22 protein-coding genes are annotated in these 20217 nt (G+C 62.3%); 14 read left to right on the forward strand and 8 right to left on the reverse strand.

What is annotated here, in order from left to right:
• Positions 1-579 precede the first annotated feature (579 nt).
• The 14 genes from IM776_RS02895 (at position 580) to IM776_RS02960 (ending at position 12360) form a co-directional block, all read left to right on the forward strand.
• The gene (locus IM776_RS02895) at positions 580-1242 is read left to right on the forward strand and encodes a DsbA family protein (protein ID WP_194421563.1); all 663 of its coding nucleotides are present in this window, start codon (positions 580-582) and stop codon (positions 1240-1242) included.
• Complete coding sequence (locus IM776_RS02900) at positions 1242-2252, forward strand: flavin-containing monooxygenase (RefSeq protein ID WP_194422479.1); 1011 nt, start codon at positions 1242-1244, stop codon at positions 2250-2252. Before IM776_RS02895 ends, IM776_RS02900 begins: the two co-directional genes overlap by 1 nt.
• Before the next feature lie 13 nt (positions 2253-2265).
• Entirely contained in the window at positions 2266-3180 is a 915-nt protein-coding gene (locus IM776_RS02905) for a cation diffusion facilitator family transporter (RefSeq protein WP_194421564.1), read from the forward strand.
• On the forward strand, positions 3173-3844 hold the full coding sequence (locus IM776_RS02910) for a copper resistance CopC family protein (protein WP_194421565.1): 672 nt from the start codon (positions 3173-3175) through the stop codon (positions 3842-3844). The genes IM776_RS02905 and IM776_RS02910 overlap by 8 nt, the downstream gene beginning before the upstream one ends.
• On the forward strand, positions 3834-4370 hold the full coding sequence (gene lspA / locus IM776_RS02915; protein WP_194421566.1) for a signal peptidase II: 537 nt from the start codon (positions 3834-3836) through the stop codon (positions 4368-4370). Before IM776_RS02910 ends, lspA begins: the two co-directional genes overlap by 11 nt.
• Positions 4371-4372: 2 nt before the next feature.
• Entirely contained in the window at positions 4373-4708 is a 336-nt protein-coding gene (locus IM776_RS02920) for a DUF6804 family protein (protein WP_194421567.1), read from the forward strand.
• Positions 4680-5294: a cytochrome c biogenesis ResB family protein gene (locus IM776_RS02925; protein WP_228479885.1), complete on the forward strand. Its 615-nt coding sequence runs from the start codon at positions 4680-4682 to the stop codon at positions 5292-5294. Before IM776_RS02920 ends, IM776_RS02925 begins: the two co-directional genes overlap by 29 nt.
• On the forward strand, positions 5291-6235 hold the full coding sequence (locus IM776_RS02930; RefSeq protein WP_194421569.1) for a cytochrome c oxidase assembly protein: 945 nt from the start codon (positions 5291-5293) through the stop codon (positions 6233-6235). Before IM776_RS02925 ends, IM776_RS02930 begins: the two co-directional genes overlap by 4 nt.
• A 97-nt stretch (positions 6236-6332) precedes the next feature.
• Entirely contained in the window at positions 6333-7820 is a 1488-nt protein-coding gene (lnt, locus tag IM776_RS02935) for an apolipoprotein N-acyltransferase (protein WP_228479886.1), read from the forward strand.
• An 80-nt stretch (positions 7821-7900) separates the two neighbouring features.
• The gene (locus tag IM776_RS02940; RefSeq protein WP_228480013.1) at positions 7901-8317 is read left to right on the forward strand and encodes a DUF3515 family protein; all 417 of its coding nucleotides are present in this window, start codon (positions 7901-7903) and stop codon (positions 8315-8317) included.
• The gene (locus IM776_RS02945; protein ID WP_194421571.1) at positions 8314-10215 is read left to right on the forward strand and encodes a bifunctional copper resistance protein CopD/cytochrome c oxidase assembly protein; all 1902 of its coding nucleotides are present in this window, start codon (positions 8314-8316) and stop codon (positions 10213-10215) included. The genes IM776_RS02940 and IM776_RS02945 overlap by 4 nt, the downstream gene beginning before the upstream one ends.
• Positions 10212-10865 carry a copper resistance CopC family protein gene (locus IM776_RS02950; RefSeq protein ID WP_194421572.1) on the forward strand — a complete coding sequence of 218 codons (654 nt, stop codon included), beginning with the start codon at positions 10212-10214 and terminating at the stop codon, positions 10863-10865. The genes IM776_RS02945 and IM776_RS02950 overlap by 4 nt, the downstream gene beginning before the upstream one ends.
• 448 nt (positions 10866-11313) lie before the next feature.
• On the forward strand, positions 11314-12003 hold the full coding sequence (locus IM776_RS15920; protein ID WP_323741047.1) for a M23 family metallopeptidase: 690 nt from the start codon (positions 11314-11316) through the stop codon (positions 12001-12003).
• 45 nt (positions 12004-12048) lie between these two features.
• Entirely contained in the window at positions 12049-12360 is a 312-nt protein-coding gene (locus IM776_RS02960) for a hypothetical protein (RefSeq protein WP_194421573.1), read from the forward strand.
• A 6-nt stretch (positions 12361-12366) separates the two neighbouring features.
• Here IM776_RS02960 and IM776_RS02965 read toward each other — a convergent pair whose 3' ends face one another.
• From IM776_RS02965 to IM776_RS15935, 8 genes are all read right to left on the reverse strand, one after another.
• Entirely contained in the window at positions 12367-13722 is a 1356-nt protein-coding gene (locus IM776_RS02965; RefSeq protein ID WP_194421574.1) for a M23 family metallopeptidase, read from the reverse strand.
• 210 nt (positions 13723-13932) lie between these two features.
• The gene (locus IM776_RS02970; RefSeq protein ID WP_228479887.1) at positions 13933-14853 is read right to left on the reverse strand and encodes a cytochrome c oxidase assembly protein; all 921 of its coding nucleotides are present in this window, start codon (positions 14851-14853) and stop codon (positions 13933-13935) included.
• Between the two features lie 302 nt (positions 14854-15155).
• Entirely contained in the window at positions 15156-16109 is a 954-nt protein-coding gene (ccsB, locus tag IM776_RS02975) for a c-type cytochrome biogenesis protein CcsB (protein ID WP_194421576.1), read from the reverse strand.
• On the reverse strand, positions 16106-17635 hold the full coding sequence (gene resB / locus IM776_RS02980) for a cytochrome c biogenesis protein ResB (protein WP_228479888.1): 1530 nt from the start codon (positions 17633-17635) through the stop codon (positions 16106-16108). The genes ccsB and resB overlap by 4 nt, the downstream gene beginning before the upstream one ends.
• 103 nt (positions 17636-17738) lie before the next feature.
• The gene (locus IM776_RS02985; RefSeq protein ID WP_194421578.1) at positions 17739-18479 is read right to left on the reverse strand and encodes a cytochrome c biogenesis CcdA family protein; all 741 of its coding nucleotides are present in this window, start codon (positions 18477-18479) and stop codon (positions 17739-17741) included.
• Positions 18479-19183: a TlpA family protein disulfide reductase gene (locus tag IM776_RS02990; RefSeq protein ID WP_228479889.1), complete on the reverse strand. Its 705-nt coding sequence runs from the start codon at positions 19181-19183 to the stop codon at positions 18479-18481. Before IM776_RS02990 ends, IM776_RS02985 begins: the two co-directional genes overlap by 1 nt.
• A gap of 42 nt (positions 19184-19225) precedes the next feature.
• On the reverse strand, positions 19226-19648 hold the full coding sequence (locus IM776_RS02995) for a hypothetical protein (RefSeq protein WP_194421579.1): 423 nt from the start codon (positions 19646-19648) through the stop codon (positions 19226-19228).
• 74 nt (positions 19649-19722) lie between these two features.
• Positions 19723-20139, reverse strand: coding sequence for a transposase (locus tag IM776_RS15935; protein WP_422730933.1), 417 nt, complete (start codon positions 20137-20139; stop codon positions 19723-19725).
• Positions 20140-20217: the final 78 nt, after the last annotated feature.

Raw genomic sequence — 20217 nt, forward strand, 5'->3', positions numbered from 1 at the left:
GAGACTGCGCCCTGCCCGCGTCAACGTGGATGCGGCTGATATTATTGTCCAGACATGAACCCGACGGTTAGCAAACGCGCGAAGGCGTTGCTCTCCGAGACATCACTGATAACGAAGATCATTACCGGGATCGGGTTGTCACTGATCCTGATGCTCGGAGCGTGGTCGGGAGAGAATCACGAGTCCGAGACATCTATCCTGACTATCTCGGTCGACATTGCGTCGACGCCTACACAAGACACGTACTCCGCAGAAGTCCCCATCCCAGGTGCTGCGGTCGATGACGGAGTCATCCTCGGTGTAGCAGGATGTCTGCTCGGTATCGCCTGTTGCTTCCTCATGTTTGTTATCGCGCGTGCGCTCTCCGTCCGAGTGCCTCTGCGCGCCTTGGTTTGTCTGCCTCGCATGCGTGCGCCCTCTCTTGCGACGGGTAGACCTTTCACCGCGCCTCTTTCGCTGACGCAGCTCTCTCTGTCACGCACCTGAACACACTCCGCACAGCGCCATCTTCCTTGTGATGGCGCTCACCCGGCTGTTGTTGCCGGGATCCGTGTCCTTTTGTGTGTGTTTGGAGTGTCTGTGAAGAATTTTGTGAAGGCCGCTCTCGCCTCCGTTGCGCTTGTGGTCGTACTGCTCGTGGGAGTGCTGATCTACGTCCTTGTCAGCCAGAACAATGCGACGCCCGTCGCTGAAGGCGGCGAGAACCCGCAGGTGATACGAGAAAGCTCACATGTCCTCGACGACGGAGGCGAGGGGGCGGTGACAGTGGTGGAGTTTCTGGACTTCGAATGCGAAGCTTGCGGCGCGTTCTACCCGATCGTTGAGGACCTCCGTGAAAAGTACGACGGCGAGATCACCTACGTGGTCCGCTACTTCCCCTTGCCTGGTCATTTCAACTCCAAGAACGCGGCGATCGCCGCCGAGGCGGCCGCGCAGCAGGACCGGTTTGAGGATATGTACCACCGGTTGTTCGAAACACAAACGCAGTGGGGCGAGGCACAGGATTCACGCGCCGATCTCTTCCGAAGTTTCGCTGAGGAGCTCGGGTTGGATATGGCGGCCTTCGATGAAGCTGTCGCGAACCCTGCAACGGCGGACCGGGTCGAGCTGGATGTCAATGAAGGCGATCGACTCGGAGTCAGCAGCACTCCCACGTTCTTCGTCGACGGTGAACCCGTCACCCTCGAGAAGTGGGACGACCTTGAGAACAGCATCGAGTCAGCGGTGAATGGTGATCTGTGATGGCGCGGACACTATCGCACCGACGGGTCATCATCGTGGGCTCCGGACAGGCCGGATTGGCCGTTGCCGCCGCGCTGAAGGCTCAGGGCCTGGAGCCACAGAGGGACTTCGCCGTCATCGACGCGGCACCTCAGGGACATCGCAGCTGGGCGAACCGATGGCATTCCATGGTGCTTCTCAGCGACGCACGTCACAGCGCCCTACCTGCGTTCCCTTTTCCCGGAGACCAGAGCCGTTACCCGCGCGCCGATGAGATGCTCGACTACCTGGCATCGGTGGAAGCTGAACTCGGTGTAAGAACCGCGTGGGGAGTGCAAGCCCAAGAGGTGACGCAGATTGGCGTAGGCTTCACCCTTCACCTGTCGACATCCAGCGGGGATATCCAAACGCGCAACGTCGTCTGCGCCACCGGTGCCGCCACGGTGCCGCGCATCCCGGCATGGTCGCGGACGATGCTAGTCCCAGGCCTCGTACTCCACTCCAGCGAGTACGAATACCCCGCGCAGATCCCGCCAGGCAGCGTACTGATCGTCGGCGGAGGCAACAGCGGTGTCCAGCTCGCCGAAGAACTCTGCAGCTCTCATGACGTCACACTCTCGTCGCGGACACGACGTCGATATCGGGCACGGGAGCAGTACGCGTCGGCAGCCGGCCCGATGGTGCCGTGGCTGTCACGCGTACGACGCCCTGAGCCAGTTTTCGGAGACCATTCTCGCCTTCCCCCGGGGATCGTGCGGGCGCCAGCCGTCGTAGATGCAGGTGGTGCGTCGGTGACGTTCGCCGACGGATCGCAGATGGAGCCGACGTCAGTGATCCTTGCCACCGGATACGCGCCCGGAGATTCTTGGCTCCCCGAACAGCCGTCGCACAAACTTCCGCGCACGAAAACCAACGTGCCTGGCCTGTTCGTCGCCGGGATGCCCAGCCACAGCGTGCGGGGAGCCGACACGATCACCGGAGCGTGGCGAGACGCGCTCACCATCGCCCACCAGATCACCGACCGCCCTTGAAGGAATACCGATCATGACGGAAGTAGGTCACAGCCACGGGACCGGAAATGCCACCCCCCGCAAACGCCTGATTATCGCGTTCTCGATTACCGCGTCGTTCTTCGTCGTCGAGGTTATCGGCGCGGTTATCACGGGCAGTCTCGCGCTGCTCGTGGACGCGGCGCACATGCTCACCGATGTCATCGGACTCGCGATGGCCGTCACCGCCGCACATCTGATGAACCGGCCACCTACTTCCCGCTACACGTTCGGACTGCGGCGCACGGAAGTACTCGGCGCTCTCGCGCAAGCCACGCTGCTACTCGGCGTCGGCCTCTTCGCGCTCGTCGAAGGTGTGAGGCGACTGTTCGAGCCTCCGGAGATCGCGTCAGGCAGCCTGCTGTTCTTCGGCATCGTCGGACTGGTCGCCAATATCGCATCCCTGCTTGTCCTTGTGGGCGGACGCGGGCAGAACCTCAACATGCGTGCCGCGTTCCTCGAAGTCGTCAACGACGCCCTCGGATCCGTCGCCGTCATCGCCAGTGCGATCCTCATCGCGCTCTTGGGCTGGTACCAAGCGGACGCGGTAGCCGGCGTTCTAATCGCCTTACTCATCATCCCGCGCACCGTCATCCTGTTGCGCGCTTCCGGCCGAATGCTCCTGGAATCCGCTCCTCAGGGCCTCGACCTTGACGAGGTCCGACGACACATCCTCGAGCTCCCGCACGTGGTTGCCGTTCACGACCTGCACGCGACGCAGGTATCGACAGATCTTCCCACGCTGAGTGCTCATGTCGTCGTCGACACCGCAGCGACCATGCAGGACTCCGCTGCGCTGCTGACAAAGCTCCAGGAATGCGTCACCGAGCATTTCACCGTCAGCATCGAACACTCCACATTCCAGATCGAACCCGAATCGCTCCCCGGAGAACACCTCACTCATGAGTAAAAAACACTCAGCACCCGTCGCTGGCCTGGCCACACTGCTCATCGCCCTCGGCAGCGTGCTCGGCATCTCTACCCCCGCCGCAGCGCACGACGATTTCGTTTCCTCTTATCCACAAGCGGACACCACAATTAAGGGCTCTCCGGATGAGATCACGCTGAGCTTCAGCGGAGCGCTCACGGATATGGAAGACGCGTCCGTCATCGAGGTGCTCGACCAGCAGGGAGCAAATGTCGCAATCGATGCTCCGGGTATCAGCGGCACGTCGATCACTCAGCACCTCACGCCAGAGGCCGCCACGGGCGTGTTCACCGTGCGCTGGAAGGTCGTTTCCGCCGATGGGCATCCCGTCAGCGGCGAGTACACGTACACCGTGGAGCCCATGACCATCGGCTCCGGCGCCGACACAACAGAAGGTGTGAGCGCCAGTCCTTCGCCCTCCGAAGAACCGCCGACTGAAGCTTCTGCTTCCCCCACTGAAACGACGAAGGAATACGGCGGCGCCCCCTCCGGTGGCGGGGCATTCGAATTCCTCCCCGCTCTCGTCCTGAGCGCCCTCGCCATCATCCTCGGCGGCGGCGTCTTCGGCGTACTCCTGATGGGTCGTCAACGCCGCCAACGAGACCGAGGAGCCAAAGCCGCAAAGGATGCCCGCGATGACGCGTAGCCGTCTACGTCGATTCGCCGCGGCTCTCATCGTCGCTGCCGGCGTCGTCGTGGTGGACCAGGGATCGAAGGCTCTGGCTGTCAGCGAGCTGGGCCAATACGGACGTACACCTCTTCTGGGCGACGTTCTTGGTCTTCGATTGGCGTTCAACCCCGGCGCAATCTTCTCATTCGGCTCCAGCGCCACTGGACTCATCACGCTCATCGGAATTGCGGCGACGGCCTTTCTGTTCGTTGCAGCTGCGCGAACTCGGAACAGAGGGTCGGCCATCGGATTCGGGTTCATCTTGGGAGGTGCGGTCGGCAACCTCATCGACCGGCTCTTCGCGCCGCCTGCGTTTGGCAGGGGCCATGTTACGGACTTCCTCGCCTATGGGGACCTCTTCATCGGCAATCTCGCCGACGTCGCTCTCGGTGTCGGCGCTGTCCTCCTTGTGGTCGCCGGCCTTCGAAGGAGTGGCCGACGCACCACGCAACCAGACCTGACTATGAACGGGTACCCGTCAGTAGAGGAGACGGTGAGCTGACCATGAACCGGGGAACACCAGCCCCTTCCCGATATCAGAGAAACGCCCTCGCGCCGAGCCTCATCGCGGCAGCCATCTTGTTCCTCGCCCCGGCGCTGATCCTTGCGGACTGGGCGCCCCTGGTCCAGTTTGTGGCATCCATCTTTGCGTTGATCGTTGCCTGGTTCGCCATGCAGGCGCGACACTGGTGGTGGATTCCGGTGTTCGTAGCCATCGCAGTGATCTGGAACCCCGTGGCGCCCTTTCCCTTCTCCGGGCCGGTATGGACAACGGTCCAACCCGCCGCGGCCGTCGTCTTCATCGTTGCCGGTGCGACCATCAGGACGATTCGACAATGAACCGAAAACTGCTCTCCGTTGCAGCGACTCGCTGCCGTTCTTGCCACAGGACTCGAACATGACCCTCGGGATCATCAAGCCCCCCGACGAGAACCCCGACATCACGTTCATCGTCTACAGCGGAGGTTTGGGAGTTTACGACGGAACCCTGCGATCCGTTTACGTACTGGACATCACTGGGCTGAGTCAGCACACCGGTGATAACAGGGGGCCTGGAACCCTGGAACTCACTCCGGGATCGACCGCCGACCTTCCGAACTGCTGGGGCACCGTCACCTGGGAGATCGCCTTTCCGGAGAATCCTGTGAAGCGCTTCGCGTCGCTGCAAACGCAACGCGACCCATCCGCTGGCGGGGTGCTTGCATTCGCACTCCTCGCGACACTGGGACTTTTCGCTGGGCTGCTGGTTCCGCGTCGGCGTCTCTGGGTGAAGGCACGGGTCGTGCCGGACGGTGTTGGCATCGAGTACGCCGAACTCGCGCGGGGTGAGGGTCCCGCGCCGACATGCGTTGTCACGAAATTCGCCACACGGCGCACGTCCGCTACCACCGCAGGCGATGCCTTCTCTTTGGGTCCGGTGCGATGAACGATTGGACCCCTGACGTACCTCCCACTCTTGAGACGCTGATCGCGCCAACAGCAACACCGTTTCCCGTGCTGCCCCTCATTGCGGTGCTGCTCGCGGTCGTGTATCTGGTTGGAGCGCTCAGGCTGTGGGTGAAAGGTCGACGGTGGCCGCTCTGGCGGACCATCAGCTTCCTTCTCGGCTGCGTCCTCCTCGCCGCCGTCACCGGCCTCGGGGTTGAGGCATACGGGTACGCAATGGTGTCCGTCTTCATGTTCCAGCAGCTCACACTGATGATGACGGTGCCGCCGCTGTTGGTCCTCGGTTCACCGGGAAACCTGCTGCTGCGAGCGACCCCGCATCGCGGCATCGGACGCATTGTCCTCCAATGCGCGCACATCGGGTTGCGGAGTCGCGCTGGGAGATGGGCGCTCAGTCCCTGGTGCACCGTGCCGCTCTACCTGCTGGCGTTCTATGGGCTCTACCTGGCGGGCTCTGCCGACATCATTCTCGCGCTGACCGGCGGGCACATCGCGCTCGAGGTCGCATTCCTCGTCGCTGGAGTTCTGTTCACCATTCCTGTGCTGTCCTCCGATCCGCTGCCCATCAGGATGGGCCACGGCGGACGTGCACTCGATGTCTTCGCGGAGGCCGCACTTCATGCGTTTTTCGGAGTGTTTCTGATGATGGGGAGCACGATTCTCGTCGGCTCCTTCGTCTCCTCGACCGAGATTCTCGGCATCGACCCGCTCGAGGACCAACGTCTCGCCGGTGGGCTCGCGTGGTCGTACGGTGAGGCGCCTACAGTGCTGATGTTGATATACGTCATGCACAGGTGGTTTCGTGACGATACGGCTACCGCTGCTGCCGCAGATCGGTACGTCGACGCGCACGGCAATGCAGAACTCGATGCCTACAACCAATACCTGAACAAGCTGAGCTCCGGTGACGTTGAACGCTGACTCTTCGATGGTTCACCTGGCGCAGCGAGAGCGGCGACCCTCCCCACGTGGGGCTGCGCCGCGAATCATCCCGCCGACGTTGCCACTTCGCTTCGCGGTGGTCGCGGCGCTCCTTGCCGGCACGTCCTTGGACCTCGCCTACCCCGAAATCGGCTGGTGGCCGGTTGCTTTCGTGAGCGTGACGGTCGCGCTCTGGACGCTGCGAGGGCGTTCGCTCCCGGCCGCGTTCCTTGTTTCGCTCCTCTTCGGTGCGTCTTTCTATTTCACACACCTCGTGTGGGTGTCGAAGTTCCTGGGGCCGGTACCCTGGGTGGCACTGGCGGGCCTGGAATCGATGCTGTTCGGCGCCGGTGGCGTCTTGATCGCTCTCGCGTACCGGCTCGCCCTCTCCTCGCGAGGTCTCTCAACGGTCGCACCAGCAATGGTGGCCGGCCTCTGGGTGCTGCGAGAAACCGTGATGGGCAGCTGGCCATACGGTGGCTTCCCCTGGGCGCGGACAGGTCTCACTCTCGTTGACAGTCCCTTCGTCGCCGCCGCCTCATGGGTTGGCACGACAGGGCTGTCCTTCCTGATGGTGTTTATCTGCGCGAGCGTCCTACAGGCATTGAGTCAGCGTCGACGGCGAGGGTCGATTCCCGCCGTGCTGGTTGTACTCCTTACCGTGCTCATCCCGCTGTTCCCCACAGAGCAAGTCGGGACCATGAGGATCGGGTGGGTGCAAGGCAACGGCCCGAGTGGCTATTTCGACGCCAAATCTGCTGGAGCCATCCTCGACGCGCAGGAAGCGGCGAGTACCCCGCTGGCCGGACGCCAGATGGATCTTCTTGTATGGCCTGAGGGATCCGTCGATTCTGACCCGCTCCGCGACGCGGAGACCGCCGCCAGGCTTGACCGACTCGTCCGCGACATGGGAGCACCCGCGTTGGCGAACGCAGCAACACAGCGTGAGGGGCACACATTCAACACCTCACTGCTGTGGGGAGGGGACGGTCCGGTGCAACTCCACGACAAAACCAACCCGGTGCCGTTCGGTGAGTATGTTCCAGATCGATGGTTCTATGAAGCCGTCGCTCCCGACCTCATCGGCCTGATCCAGCGGGAGTACACCCCGGGTTCAAATGCACCTGTCATGGACGTCGCAAACATGCGCATCGGATTGGCGATCTGCTTCGACGTGATCTACGACGACGTCATCCGAGAAAGCGCGATGGCCGGAGCGCAGCTATACGTGTTCCAGACGAACAACGCCGACTTCCGAGGAACGGACGAGAACCTGCAACAACTGGCTACCGCACGCATGCGTGCCATCGAGACCGGTCGGACGGTCGTGAACGTCTCCACCACGGGCACCAGCCAGATCATCCGTAACGACGGAACGGTGCTCTCGGAACTATCCGTGGACACAACCGGAGCGCAGATCAGCGAAGTGCCCCGCCACACCGGCATCACCCCCGCAGTGGCACTGATGCCGTGGATCGGCCCAGTCCTCGGCGGCGCAAGCCTGTTGGCGCTGCTGATTGCCACCTTTGCCCTGCGCCACACTCGCAATACCGGCGGCGCAAGCCGCGAACGGAACAACCTATGAAAACTACGACTCGGCTCCTTATCGCCTCCGCCGCCGCAGCGGTGATGGTGGGACTCAGCGGCTGCGCATCCACGATCCATATGGAACCGGCGGTGGAAGCCAATGACCCGCTGTGTGCGGAAGTTACCGTGCGTCTTCCGGACTCAGTTGGCGATCAAAGCCGCGTCTGGACGGACGCTCAGGCGACAGCTGCGTGGGGAACGCCTAGCAGCGTACTCATCACCTGCGGCCTGGAGCCGCCTGCCCCTACAACACAGCAGTGCGTCAGCCTGAGCGGCGTGGACTGGATCGTTGACGAATCCGAGACGCCCAAGCTGCGCCTGACAACGTACGGACGGGAGCCTGCCGTGCAGGTGTACGTGGACACGACGATCCTGTCTGCTGACAGTGTCCTTCAATCGCTGGCCGGAGCCGTCCAGCAACTGCCGAAGACTAGCGAGTGCACAACGCCAGCCGCCCAAGAGGACGACGCACAGGGCGGGGAAAGTACACCGTGAGTCCGGCTTTCCTCCGCCTGACCGGGCCGACGATCCTGCTCGTCGCCGCAATCATCGCCACCGCCATCGCACTGATGATCGGCGGCGGCGCGGACCCCCGCTTCACCAACGACCCAGGTGCTCTGGTGCGCTGGGGCCTTCCGTTCGCCAAGCTGTTCGTGAACGTGTCTGGCGCGGTAATGGCCGGAGCTCTCGTACTCACACTATTCGGACTCGCAGCCGGTACGAAGCCATTCAATATCGCGCTCGACGTCGCTTCCACAGGTGCTGCGGTACTCACCGTGGCAAGCGGGGCGGTCGCGTTCCTCACATTCCTGTCATCCTTCAACCCGCAAGTCAGCCTCGGATCAGAGTTCGGCGCGCAACTGGGACGCTTCCTTCTGGACACCGAGCTCGGGCGAGCATGGCTCATTACCGCCGTCCTGGCCGCTGCCGTCACAGTGCTCACATTTGCCGTGCGCGGGTACGGCGCCGTGCTCATCACTGCGCTGCTGGCCCTCATCAGCCTGGTACCCATGGCGACGCAAGGACACTCCGGCGACCTCGCCAATCACGACACCGCCGTCATGTCCCTCGTCCTACACGTCGTCTCGGCCGCCGTGTGGCTCGGTGGGTTGACGCTTCTTGTCGTCGTTCGCCCCGTCGTCCCGCAAACCTCCCTCGAAGACCTCCTCCTCAGATACTCGACGCTCGCGCTGGTCGCCTTCATCATCGTCGCCGTCTCGGGATACGCACGTGCACTCACAGCAATCGGACGATGGGAAGACCTGGCAACTCCGTATGGCTTCATCCTGCTCACGAAGATCGTCACTCTGCTGGCCATGGGTGTCCTTGGGGCGCTCTACCGGCGTCGCCTCATCGCGAAAGCTGGCGCAGGACGCGACATGTTCTGGGTATTCGTGTGTATCGAGCTGGCATTCATGGGGATTGCGAGTGGGGCGGCTGCCGCGCTTGCGCGAACGGCGGCGCCGGCCGACACGGCGCCCGTAGCAAAAACGACGGCCGCGGAGATCCTCACTGATGCGCCCGTGCCGCCCGACCTCACCGTAGAGCGCTGGTTCACCGCATGGAGTCCCGATCTCCTGTGGGTGTTCGTGGCCGCGTTCGGAGTGTTCTTCTACATGGCGGGCGTCCGGCGTCTCCGAAGCGAGCAACCTTGGCCCATGCTCCGCATCGTGAGTTGGATCGCCGCCATGGCGCTGCTCTTGTGGACGACCAGCGGCCCGATCGCCGTCTACGGCGACTATCTGATCAGCATGCGCCTTCTGTTGCTTGCCTTGTTGAGCCTCGTCATACCCCTTCTGCTTTCATCTGCGGCACCTCTCACTCTCGCGATCGCCGCCATCCGTCCACGAAAGGATGAAAGCCGAGGTATACGGGAGTGGATACTTCAGGCAGCCGAAAGCCCCGTGGCGCGACTGGCGTTGCACCCGGTCTTCGCCGCGACGTTGTTCGCTGGCTCGTTGTGGGTGGTCCATTACACCGACTTGTTGCGCTGGTCGCTGTATGACCAACTCGGCTACGAATGGCTGATCACCCATCTGCTCCTGACGGGGTGCGTGCTTGTCGCCGCGCTTTTCCGCACAGAAGAGTCGGCACCCCAACTCTCGCGCCAATGGCTGCTCAGCACGCTTATCGCGTTGACCCTGGTGTCCGCGCTGTTCGCCGTTGCCATCATTACCCGATCCGACCTCATGGTGTCGGAGTGGTTCGGCGCGATGGGCCGCACGTGGGGACTCACCCCGATGCAGGACCAGGCCGTCGGCGGAATCATTGCGCTGTCCATAGGAGGAACGCTTGCGGCACTAACAGCCGTAATGGTCATCCGCTGGAAGCACAGTAACCCGCGCACCGACACCGACGTCTTACAAGTCTCACGAAAGGACATTCACGCATGACTGCACGAAAAGCCCCCTGGTCTGCTGGAGCCATCATCGCCCTCGCTGCGTTGTCGGCCATCAGTGGCCCCACCCCGGCAGCCTTCGCGCATGACAACCTGCTGGAAGCCTCACCAGCTGCGGATGAGACCGTCACGGAGCTCGACGAGGTCATCCTCACCTTCAGCGGTGAGCTCGTCGATTTCAGCCGAGCAAGCTTCGCGCAGATACAGGACCCCGATGGGCTGTTCTATGAATCCACCTGCTCCACGATCGACCGCAACATCCTCTCAACCGCTGTGGAGCTCGGCGAACCAGGCATCTACTCCGTGGTGTGGAACGCCGTGTCCAGTGACGGACATCCCATCTCCGAGGGATACGAATTCACTTACGCACCGTCGGGCGACGTCGAGCCGGCTCTCGGCTGGGATCTACCGGCGTGTGGGAACGAGGACAGCCGCGCACAACCCGGAGCATCGGCTCCCGAGCCGACGACAGACACAGATGTCACAGCAAGCCCCGAAGCCTCGCCTTCGGCACTCCCGGATCAGGGAGACGAATCCGTGGGCATCGTGATCCCAATAATCATCGGAGCGGTCATTGTGGGCGTTGGAATCGTGTCAATTTCGCTCATGGTGGGCCAGATCCGAAAACGACGTGCCCGAGATTGAGCTTGAGGGATGCCACCGGTCATGGAAGAAGACACCTCCAGCGTGGGACGGCTCGTGAAGTGGCGATGGCGTCGTGGCCTCACAGTGGACTCTGGGTGAAAGCGCGGACGAGCTCTATTGGCGTGCATGTCGAGTACGCCGGGCCTCGCCCGAGGGGGAGACCCGCACGGCAGAGCGCGGTCGACGGGCTCGCGACCCGCCACGTGGCTGCACTGAGTGCGGCGAAAACTCGGGAGGACTCGGCGTGAACATCGAGTCGAAACGAAAGAAGTCAACTTTGGACGAACAATATGAGTCACCTGGAGGCGAACTGCACCCAGCTCTTCTGACTCGCCGCTGTCGCCGCCTCGACGCAACCCGGCGACAAAAGATGAGCCCCCGCCGCGAGCCGAGAGCCTCCACAGGAAGGCCGCGACTCTTCGCGGCGGTCAAACGGATGACGCGGACGATGACGATCCTCACAGCGGTGAGCGGACTGATCACCGCCTTCGCGCTGCCGTCATACGCCGCCATGCCTACGGACATCGAAAATCAGACTCTTCAACAGATCGGGGCAACTGCTGCGCAATCCCTGGTCGTCGCCTCAGATGTGTCGGTTCCCCCGCTCATACGGGGGAGTTTTTCGGCAACCACGCCAGAGGAGATCGCGCAGAAGAAGGCGGCCGAGGCTGCCTCCACACGTGCCAACGCCCAGCTCGCCACTGCCCGGTTCGAATTCAGCATGGTGACGCCAGGCAGCGGTGTCGTGCGCTGGCCCCTGGGTGGTCCCTTCACCTTGGGTGACGGCTTCGGCGCTCGAGGTGGGGTGCACATGGGCACGGATATGCTGGCCGCCGGCGGCACCCCGGTCTTCGCTTCCGTCGACGGTGTCGTGAGAATCTCGCAGGACAGCTACTCCGCTTATGGTGTGGCGGTCGTGCTGGAATCGGTCGTGAATGGCCAGCGGGTCCGAACGATTTACCCGCACATGCAAACCGGGAGCCGACAAGTCGCCGTCGGACAAAAGGTCTCCGCCGGGCAGCTGATCGGATTGGTCGGCAGCACGGGCCGCTCTACCGCGAACCACCTGCACTTCGAGGTGTACATCGAGGGAACCGCCGTAGATTCACTGGCCTGGCTTCAAGCGAACGCGGGCTGACTCATGTCTACCCCGAACCGCCTCGATCGATAGGGCGATCTCGCTATGAACGGAACCGACACGCTCTCCCTCGTCGGCATCTCGCTGCTGCTGGTCTGGGCGGCGATCGCCCACCTACTGTTCGCGTTCGTCGCCTACAGCGTCGACCTCTCCCTACGCGACCGCTTCTTCGGGTGCCGTCAGCAGATCGCCCGTCGGAATCAACCGATTGGGCGAAGCCATCGCAACGAGCACCTGACCGGCGCATCCCTATCGTCAGTCACCACGAAGCCCCTGCTCTGGCGGGTCAGATTGCGAGCGCGCGTCGCGTCGATCCACGCAAGCCATCGTCATCAGATTGGGTACGTCTTCGTCTAAGAAGACTCAGACGTAGACGCCTCGGGCCTCCATGAACCGGACCGGATTGGTGTACCCGCCGTTGATGTAGACCTCGAAGTGCAGGTGGCAGCCGAAGGAACGCCCGGTGTCACCGGCGTAGGCGATGACCTGACCGGAGCTCACCCATTGACCGCTGCGAACGATGATGCCGCCGGGCTTGATGTGCGCGTACCCGGTGCTGACGCCTCCGCCGTGTTGGATTCGGATGTAGTTGCCATAGTTTCCGTTCGGTCCGGCGTAGTCGACGGTGCCGGAGTTTGCGGCGTAGATCGCTGCGCCGCACCCGTTGGCGAGGTCTGCGCCGTAGTGGTAGCTCGACGAGCAGCCCTGAGAGCCACAGATCGGAGTACGCGGACCGTAGCTTGAGCTCCGAGCGCCGCCATGAGGGCGCACCCAGCCGGGGGATCCTCCTGCCCCGCCGCCTCCGCTGTTCCCGCCAGCGTTGGCCGCGGCTTCGGCGGCTTCGCGTGCGCGGCGCGCCTTCTCCTCTGCGGCGCGGGCGGCAACCCCGGCTTGGTAGTCAGACACGGTCTGGGTGGTGGTGTCTTTCAGGGCGGCGAGCTGAGCCTTCATCGTTTCGAGGTTCGCGGCCTGCTCGTCGAGCGCAACCTGTGCTGCCGCTGCCGCGTCCTGTGCTGCGACCATTTTCTGTTCAGCGACCTGCTGCAGGCGGTCGCGCTCGTCGCGGCCAACTTTCGCTTGGTCAGTCAACGATTGAGCGGAGTTGCGCGCCGAGATCGCCTCATCGTAGACCGACTGGTTGTACTCGAGAAGCTTGTCCATGGTGCCCAAACGCGAGAGCAATTCGTCAGCATTGGCCGCTGAGCCGGCAAAGAAGAGCTTGAGAACAGTGTCGTCACCGCCGTCGCGATAGAGCTGGGCTGCGACCTGACCCGCCTTGCGGGCCGAAGCATCCGCAATCTCGGCCTGCTCGTCGGCCTGCGATTGCAGGCTCTCAGCCTCGGTGATCGAGGCGAAATACTCCTGCTGTGCGGTGTAGAACTCATCTGATGCCGTTTTGGCGGCAGCTTGCGTCTCGGCGACCTTCTGCGTCAGGGACTGGATCAGCCCGTTGATACGGGTGATCTCAGCGGTCTTGGCGGCTTCGTTGTTCTTGGCTCGTTGCACGTCGTCCCAGCTGGGATACGACGCGGCGTACGCGACCGAGATACCGGAACTGAAGCCGAATGCGGCGAGGGCGGCGACGCCGAGGACTCCGAGCCCGAACGCTCCGCGTCGGCTCACGTCCTTCTTCCAAAGGGAGTCGCGTTCGGCGAGTGTAGGTGCACAGCCGCACTCCTCGGCTGCTGCTGCCACAGGATCCTTCGTCTTCTCGTTCACACAGCCCCTTCTGTCGGTCCTACAGGTTCACAAGAACGACCGGTCTCGCAGATATGCGTGGGAGCGGAGATCGCTTCAGCCCATGCTGACGTGTCCATCGTGCTTTGGAATGCCAGCGGCACAACGTCGCTCGCCCTCGATGCTCGATATTCACCGAGCATCACTGACACCAATACATTTGGCAGTCGCACCATCCAGCCCGACCTCTCGTCATCGTGACCGATTCTTCTGATCGATCTGTTCGAGATAGGCGTTGTACGCTTCCAGCTCGGCGTCTTCTTGGGACTCGTTCAAGCGTGCACGGCGACGATCGCGTGAATGCCAACGGGAGAGGCAGACGATGAGCACAATGAGCAGCGGCAGCTCGGCATAGGTCCACAGCAGCATCCCGCCGATGGCTTGGTCGTAAGCCGGATCCACCCCTTGCTGCGGGGTTGTGTACGCGGCGAGCAGCGGGGTGCCCGCTCGGATCAGGATGAGCCCGAGAACGGCGTGAATCTGTATCTCCACGAAGATGTCGACGAGCCGCGCCGGAAACGAGGGCGCCCTCGGAAGCGGGTCCGAGGACCACAGCGGCACGGCTGCAACGATGCCCGCAACCAAAAAGAAGGCGAGGAGGAGGTCGGCTCCGACCCGTGTCGCCATCACCAAGCTGATGAGGTCCGTTAGGTAGAGGGCAGGGAACACCGCGAGAGCGATCACGATGGGCATGAGTGGGTGCAGCAGCGCACGCGCCCATCGCGATCGGAGCCCGGCGTGAGCCGCCCGCAAGACGAGACGTCCTGCTCCGTGGTGCGGGGTGCTGCGGAGCAGGAGACGACCGGGAGAACCGGCGATGAGAAGCGGGGGGATGACGGTCATCGCCGTGATCTGCTGGAACATCAACGCGGTGAGCGAGACGCTCGCGTAACGGTTCACGCCGAACGTGGCGATCATGAACATCAGCGCACAGCCGAGGACGAATGCGATCGTCCTCGGCACGGCCCACCGCCTGCGGTGCGTCCACATCCAGATCGCACCGTGCACATACCACCCGCACAGCAGCAATGCCGCCACCGCGACGATGGGAGAAGCGCCTGTGGGGTCGAAACGGAACCATTCAGGGAAGAAGGGAAGGATCGCGTCAGTCAACACACCGTCTCCTTGGCTCGTTCGCGGTGATTGTTGTCCGGACAAGGGCGAGCGGGAGCCGCTCGTGAGCGTCGCGAAGAACCAGCGGGCGACCCCTCATCAGCTCCACGGTCCCGTCCTCCGTCCTAAATAAGGGAGACTGTGCGTTCTCAGTCTTCGTAGGCGGATGAGAAGCGTTTGGCGGGCGCTTCGATCCCTTCCAGTTGTGCCACCTGGACCTACGTTGTTTGGGGGTGTGGGATTGGTGTTCATGACCTGGCCGCCCTGACGGTCGTACTGGGAAGTGAGCGTTTGCAAGATCTTCAGAGCCCTGAGTACGAGTGCAGGCCGGGGATGAAGACGTTCACGATGGCGTAGTTGAAGATGACGGCGAGGAAACCGATGATCGCCAGCCACGCGGAACGTGTACCACGCCATCCTCGGGTGGCTCGTGCATGGATGTATCCGGCGTAGATGACCCAGATGATGAATGTCCACACTTCTTTCGTGTCCCATCCCCAATATCGACCCCAGGATCGCTCCGCCCAGATGGAGCCGGCAATGAGGGTGAAGGTCCAGAAGACGAAACCGATCACGGTTGTGAAGTAGGTGAGATTCTCCAGTTTCATGGCGTCGGGCAGTGTCTTCAACAGCGCAAGCGACTTCTTACCTGCTTCGCGTCTGGCTTGCAGCAGCTGGACAATTGCGAGTCCGGCTCCGATGGCGAAAAGCGCGGTTCCCAGGGACGCGACGATGACGTGGATGACGAGCCAATAGGAGTCCAGCGCCGGCGGTAGCGGCTTCACCGGAACGTAGTAATTGACGCTACCGACGCCCAATGTGATCAGGGTGAACCCCGTGATGTAGACCCCCAGAAACTTCAGGTTCTGCCACCACTGTATGACGATGAAGACGCCGCTGATAAGGGCGGACGAGATCAGCGCGAATTCGTACATGTTCGCCCAGGGCACGAAGCCCTGTGCCATCCCGCGCAGTACAACTCCCGCGGCGTGGAACACCCAGCCGAGCACGACGAGCGAGAAGGCGATCCGCTCGAACTTGTAGCTCGACGGTTGGTGCGGGGGATCGGTTTGTTGGAGGGTGGCGAGGGCTCCTTGGGCGTCGCTATGTCGACGCTGTGAGTCCACGCTGACGGGTGCCAGTTTGCGGGTGGATCGTTTCGCCATGTCGATCGCGAACATCACGAACGCGAGCGTGTAGATGCCCATCGCGGTGTACACCGTGAGGAGTGAGTATTCATCGAGTATGAGGGTCATGGGGTGTCCTTGATGTTGAGTTGTTGGCGGTGTCGTTTCTGGAGGTCGTTGACGGCAGGTTCAAGGCCCGGGTCATACCCGCGTGCAAGACCGGCGTACTCCAACCGCACCACCCCTGAGCTCTCAATGGCTTTCACCCATACCCGGCGACGAGGGATGAACAAGGCGGTCAGGAGCCCGCCGAGAGAGAGCAGAGCGAATGCGAGCACCCACCCTCGCGATGGGTCATAGGTGATGTCGAAAGTAGCGAACCGCAGGACGCTGTCTGCATAGTCTTTCGCCGTGGATGGGTCGGGGTTCGCGTCCTCGAAGGTGACCGTTCCCAGCCCGTTGGGGAGTGGTGCTGTCTCGCCCGGGCGGAGCTTGATCGCCTCGGTACCGGTGTTCCCTCCGGCCACCTGGGTCATCCCGTCGACGTCGAGTTGGTACACGTTGCGGGGAATGCCGTCGTCGAGGCCCAGGTCGCCCGTGTACACGTTGAGGGTTAGCAGTGGGTTGAGAAGGTCCGCGTGTATCGAGGTCAGTGCACCGGTGGAGAGTTCCCCCGCAGTGGGATAGAAAAACCCGATCATGCCGATCTGTTGCGGCAGTGCGTCGGGCGCTTTGATGAAACCCATCGAGGTGAGATTGGCATCCTGAGGTAGGAAGGGGACGGTGTCGGTGAAGGCCACATTCCCTTCACCGTCCGTCACTGTGATGCGAGGTGCGTAGCCGTTGCCGAGTAAGAAGACGTCTGAGCCGAACAGAGGCAGAGGCTGATTGACTTTGACGGTGCCGCGGGAGACCGGTTCTCCTGGGATGGAGATGGAGACGTCCGCGGTGTAGTCGATGGGGAACCCTAACGCGTTGACGTTCTCCTGCTCATACTCGACGGAAAAATCCTCCAGCACCATCTGAAACGGCGGCAGCATGCTCTCATCGAAAAACCGCCCAGGAGTGAAGCTTGAATAGTCACTCAGGACATTCACGAAAGGTTGTCCTTCGACGATGACTCGCTGACCGGTGTATGTGAAGCCTCCACCGATCCCTACTGCGAAGAGCACGCCGATCAACGCCGTGTGGAACACGAGGTTGCCAGTTTCCCGCAGGTAGCCTCGTTCGGCCGACACGGATAGGTTCGGCCCGTCAAACACGCGGACGCGGTAGCCACTCTTGCGCAGGAGGGCGCGTGCGGACTCGATAGCAGTGGCCGCATCCGTGTCCGTCGATTCCACGGAACTGAACCCGGCCAGACGTTCCAGCCGCGCCGGTGTCTTCGGCGGGGGTGTCCGCAGTGCTCTGAAGTGGTGAGCGGTGCGCGGGATGACGCATCCGATCAGGGATAGGAACAGCAGCAGATAGATGCTGGAGAACCATATCGAGGTGAAGACATCGAACAGCTGCAGGGCATCGAGGATCGGAGCCAGATCAGGGTTGGTCTTGAAGTACTGAATGACTCCGTTCGGATCCGAACTGCGCTGTGGCACCAATGAGCCGGGGACAGCGGCGAGAGCCAGCAGCAGCAGCAGCAACAGCGCTGTTCGCATGCTTGTCAATTGACGCCAGAAGAACCGTAGGTACCCGCTCACACCGAGTGCCGGTTGCGTGATCTCGTCACGGTTGGGTGCGGGCGGCGGGGTGTCGATGTGGTCAGATGGCCGGGACAAAACCGCTGATCACCCCTCCCAGGCCTGACATCAGCGCTGTCCATAACCCGGAGACCATGACGATACCGACGAGGATCAGCAACACGCCACCAATGATGTTGATGATGCGAATGTGGCGTTTAAGCCAGCTCACTGACCCGGTCACCCAGTTCAGCCCCAGGGCGACCAGGAGGAACGGTATGCCGAGGCCGAGGCAGTAGACCGCGCCGAGCAGTGCGCCACGGGCGGGAGAGCCCCCGTTCAAGCTGAGCGCGAGAACAGCCGCCAGGGTCGGACCGATACATGGAGCCCAGCCCAGGCCGAAGACAATGCCCAAAAAGGGCGCACCTGCCAGGCCGGTCGCGACCTTCCAGCGGGGCTTGATCATGCGCTGCATCGACGTGAACATTCCGATGAAAACAAGGCCCATCAGGATGATGATCACGCCGGCAATGCGCGTGATCAGATCCATCCACGGCACCAACAACAGTCCCGCTGTCCCGAAGAGGAGTCCCAGCGTCACGAAGATCGCGCTGAAGCCGAGGATGAAAAGGAGCACGCCCAGCAGCATCCTCCGTCGGTCTGCGCGGCTGTCGTTGTCGCTGAGTCCGCCGACGTAGCCGAGATAGCCGGGGATCAGCGGTAATACGCACGGCGAGGCAAATGACACGAGCCCGGCGAGAAGTGCCAACGGGATGGCGATCAGTAGGCTCCCTGACACCACGATCTGATCGATCGTACCCATTACGGTTCCTCTGCAATGAGGTCGCTGATTATGGTGTCAAGTATCGAAGGTTCGTCGATAAGACCGATGAATCGGGCGGCAACGCGGCCCTGCTTGTCGAGAACCAACGTCGTCGGCACCGCACTGGGTGGAGCGTGACCTGCAAACGCGAGCCGGACAGCCCCCGAGTTGGCATCGAGGATCGAGGGATACGTAATGTCGAAATTTCTCGCGAATGCGAGCGATGTCTCTGCTTGGTCGTAGACATTGACACCTAGGAAGCTGGCGCCAGCATCCTGATATTTGGCCGACAAAGCAGCAAGATCCGGAGCTTCAACTCGGCAGGGAGCGCACGCCGCGTACCAAAAGTTGACCACCAGCACCTCGCCGGCATAATCACTGCTGGACACCAGGTTGCCCTCATCTGTGGTGCCATCGAACGCAACGGTCTCGCCGCGATCGCCCGGCGCGAATTCGGAGATGGTGCCATCCGCAGACGCGTAGCCTGTGTCGGCGATCTCCGCGTACTGTTCGGCCAGTGGGTCGGCGGCGCAGCCCGATAGCAACAACGTGGCCGCCACAACCGTTGCGATAGAAACGGGAACGATTCTCAATGTCTCTCCAGCGTGAACGGTGATTCTTTGGTGCTCATGTTTGGTGCGCGGCATGACCGTCACCAAAGAGCTGCGCGACGCAGCCCAGTAAAGAACGCGCCAGATATTCACATCGCTCGATCGAGCAGACGTGAATGCGCGTCAGCGCAGGAATCAGGTTCGGCTGATGGAGAGAAGAACCAATGACGGACGGATCAGCCGAGTCAGCGGCACCGCAGCAGAAACGACGGGTGACATACGGAGCTGCGTCGCGACCCAAGAATGCTTACGACCGCTGCCGAGGTAGAGGCGGAGGAGAGCCAACACCAGAATGCAGCACCCGATCAGCGCTGCACACACGCCAGCCGTGATCAAAGCAGGTGATGCAATGACGGACGCTTCAAGTACCTGGCCAAAAATCATCTTCGAGGAATCGGAGGTCGCAGCCGCGGAATCTGCGCTAGAGGACGATGCGGTTGTTGCCAGTGTGCTTGTGATGGCGCTCTCTGCGGCGGAGGCTGAAGCCGCATGCGGCAGAGCGGAGGCGCCTACCACTGAGACGAGCGCCAGCAACGCTGCTGCCGTGATCTTGAGCATCAACGTCCGCATAGCGCTCCTTCCGGATCACGGCACTTCGCCAAGCGCACCAAGCTCAGGATAACCCAACCGGGTTATCCTGCCATGCGTCTGAGCGAGTACGGGCGAACTTGAGAACCCGACACGACACCGTCACGGGAATCCCCGCGTCGGCGAGCTCCAGCAACGAGCGGGTACGTCATTTTGGGGAGCCGCCGAGTTTCAGGTTCGTTTACGACAGATACGCGCCGCACGCCGCAGGACCTCGTTCTCCTGCTCGAGCAACCGGATCCGCTTCTTAACTCGCGAGCCTCCGCCGCCTCCGCGGCCTCCGCGGCGGTCTGGCCGGGACGGTTACCGTCATCGGCATCGGCCTGGCAGAGCCAGTTCTGCAACGTCGCTTCGGTGATGCTGAGATCACCGGCGATCTGCTTGATGGTGACACCGCTCTCGCGGCTGCGAGCTTCCGCGACGACGTCCTCGCGGAATTCTCTGGGATAAGGACCGGGCATGATGACAGCCTCGCCGCCAGCGCCTCCCGACGCTAACGATCAGTCGTCACCGATTCGTTCCTCACGCCCATCACTCCA

Source organism: Microbacterium abyssi, assembly GCF_015277895.1.
Classification (GTDB): Bacteria; Actinomycetota; Actinomycetes; order Actinomycetales; family Microbacteriaceae; genus Microbacterium; species Microbacterium abyssi.

Excerpts from the sequence above, each read along its gene's own strand:
- IM776_RS02900 (WP_194422479.1), top strand. The coding sequence starts at position 1,242 with ATGGCGCGGACACTATCGCACCGACGGGTCATCATCGTGGGCTCCGGA.
- lspA (WP_194421566.1), top strand. The coding sequence starts at position 3,834 with ATGACGCGTAGCCGTCTACGTCGATTCGCCGCGGCTCTCATCGTCGCT.
- IM776_RS02910 (WP_194421565.1), top strand. The coding sequence starts at position 3,173 with ATGAGTAAAAAACACTCAGCACCCGTCGCTGGCCTGGCCACACTGCTC.
- IM776_RS15935 (WP_422730933.1), bottom strand. The coding sequence starts at position 20,139 with ATGCCCGGTCCTTATCCCAGAGAATTCCGCGAGGACGTCGTCGCGGAA.
- IM776_RS02960 (WP_194421573.1), top strand. The coding sequence starts at position 12,049 with ATGAACGGAACCGACACGCTCTCCCTCGTCGGCATCTCGCTGCTGCTG.
- IM776_RS02950 (WP_194421572.1), top strand. The coding sequence starts at position 10,212 with ATGACTGCACGAAAAGCCCCCTGGTCTGCTGGAGCCATCATCGCCCTC.
- IM776_RS02930 (WP_194421569.1), top strand. The coding sequence starts at position 5,291 with ATGAACGATTGGACCCCTGACGTACCTCCCACTCTTGAGACGCTGATC.
- IM776_RS02920 (WP_194421567.1), top strand. The coding sequence starts at position 4,373 with ATGAACCGGGGAACACCAGCCCCTTCCCGATATCAGAGAAACGCCCTC.
- IM776_RS15920 (WP_323741047.1), top strand. The coding sequence starts at position 11,314 with ATGACGATCCTCACAGCGGTGAGCGGACTGATCACCGCCTTCGCGCTG.
- ccsB (WP_194421576.1), bottom strand. The coding sequence starts at position 16,109 with ATGACCCTCATACTCGATGAATACTCACTCCTCACGGTGTACACCGCG.
- resB (WP_228479888.1), bottom strand. The coding sequence starts at position 17,635 with ATGCGAACAGCGCTGTTGCTGCTGCTGCTGCTGGCTCTCGCCGCTGTC.
- IM776_RS02985 (WP_194421578.1), bottom strand. The coding sequence starts at position 18,479 with ATGGGTACGATCGATCAGATCGTGGTGTCAGGGAGCCTACTGATCGCC.
- IM776_RS02995 (WP_194421579.1), bottom strand. The coding sequence starts at position 19,648 with ATGCTCAAGATCACGGCAGCAGCGTTGCTGGCGCTCGTCTCAGTGGTA.
- IM776_RS02905 (WP_194421564.1), top strand. The coding sequence starts at position 2,266 with ATGACGGAAGTAGGTCACAGCCACGGGACCGGAAATGCCACCCCCCGC.
- IM776_RS02940 (WP_228480013.1), top strand. The coding sequence starts at position 7,901 with ATGGAACCGGCGGTGGAAGCCAATGACCCGCTGTGTGCGGAAGTTACC.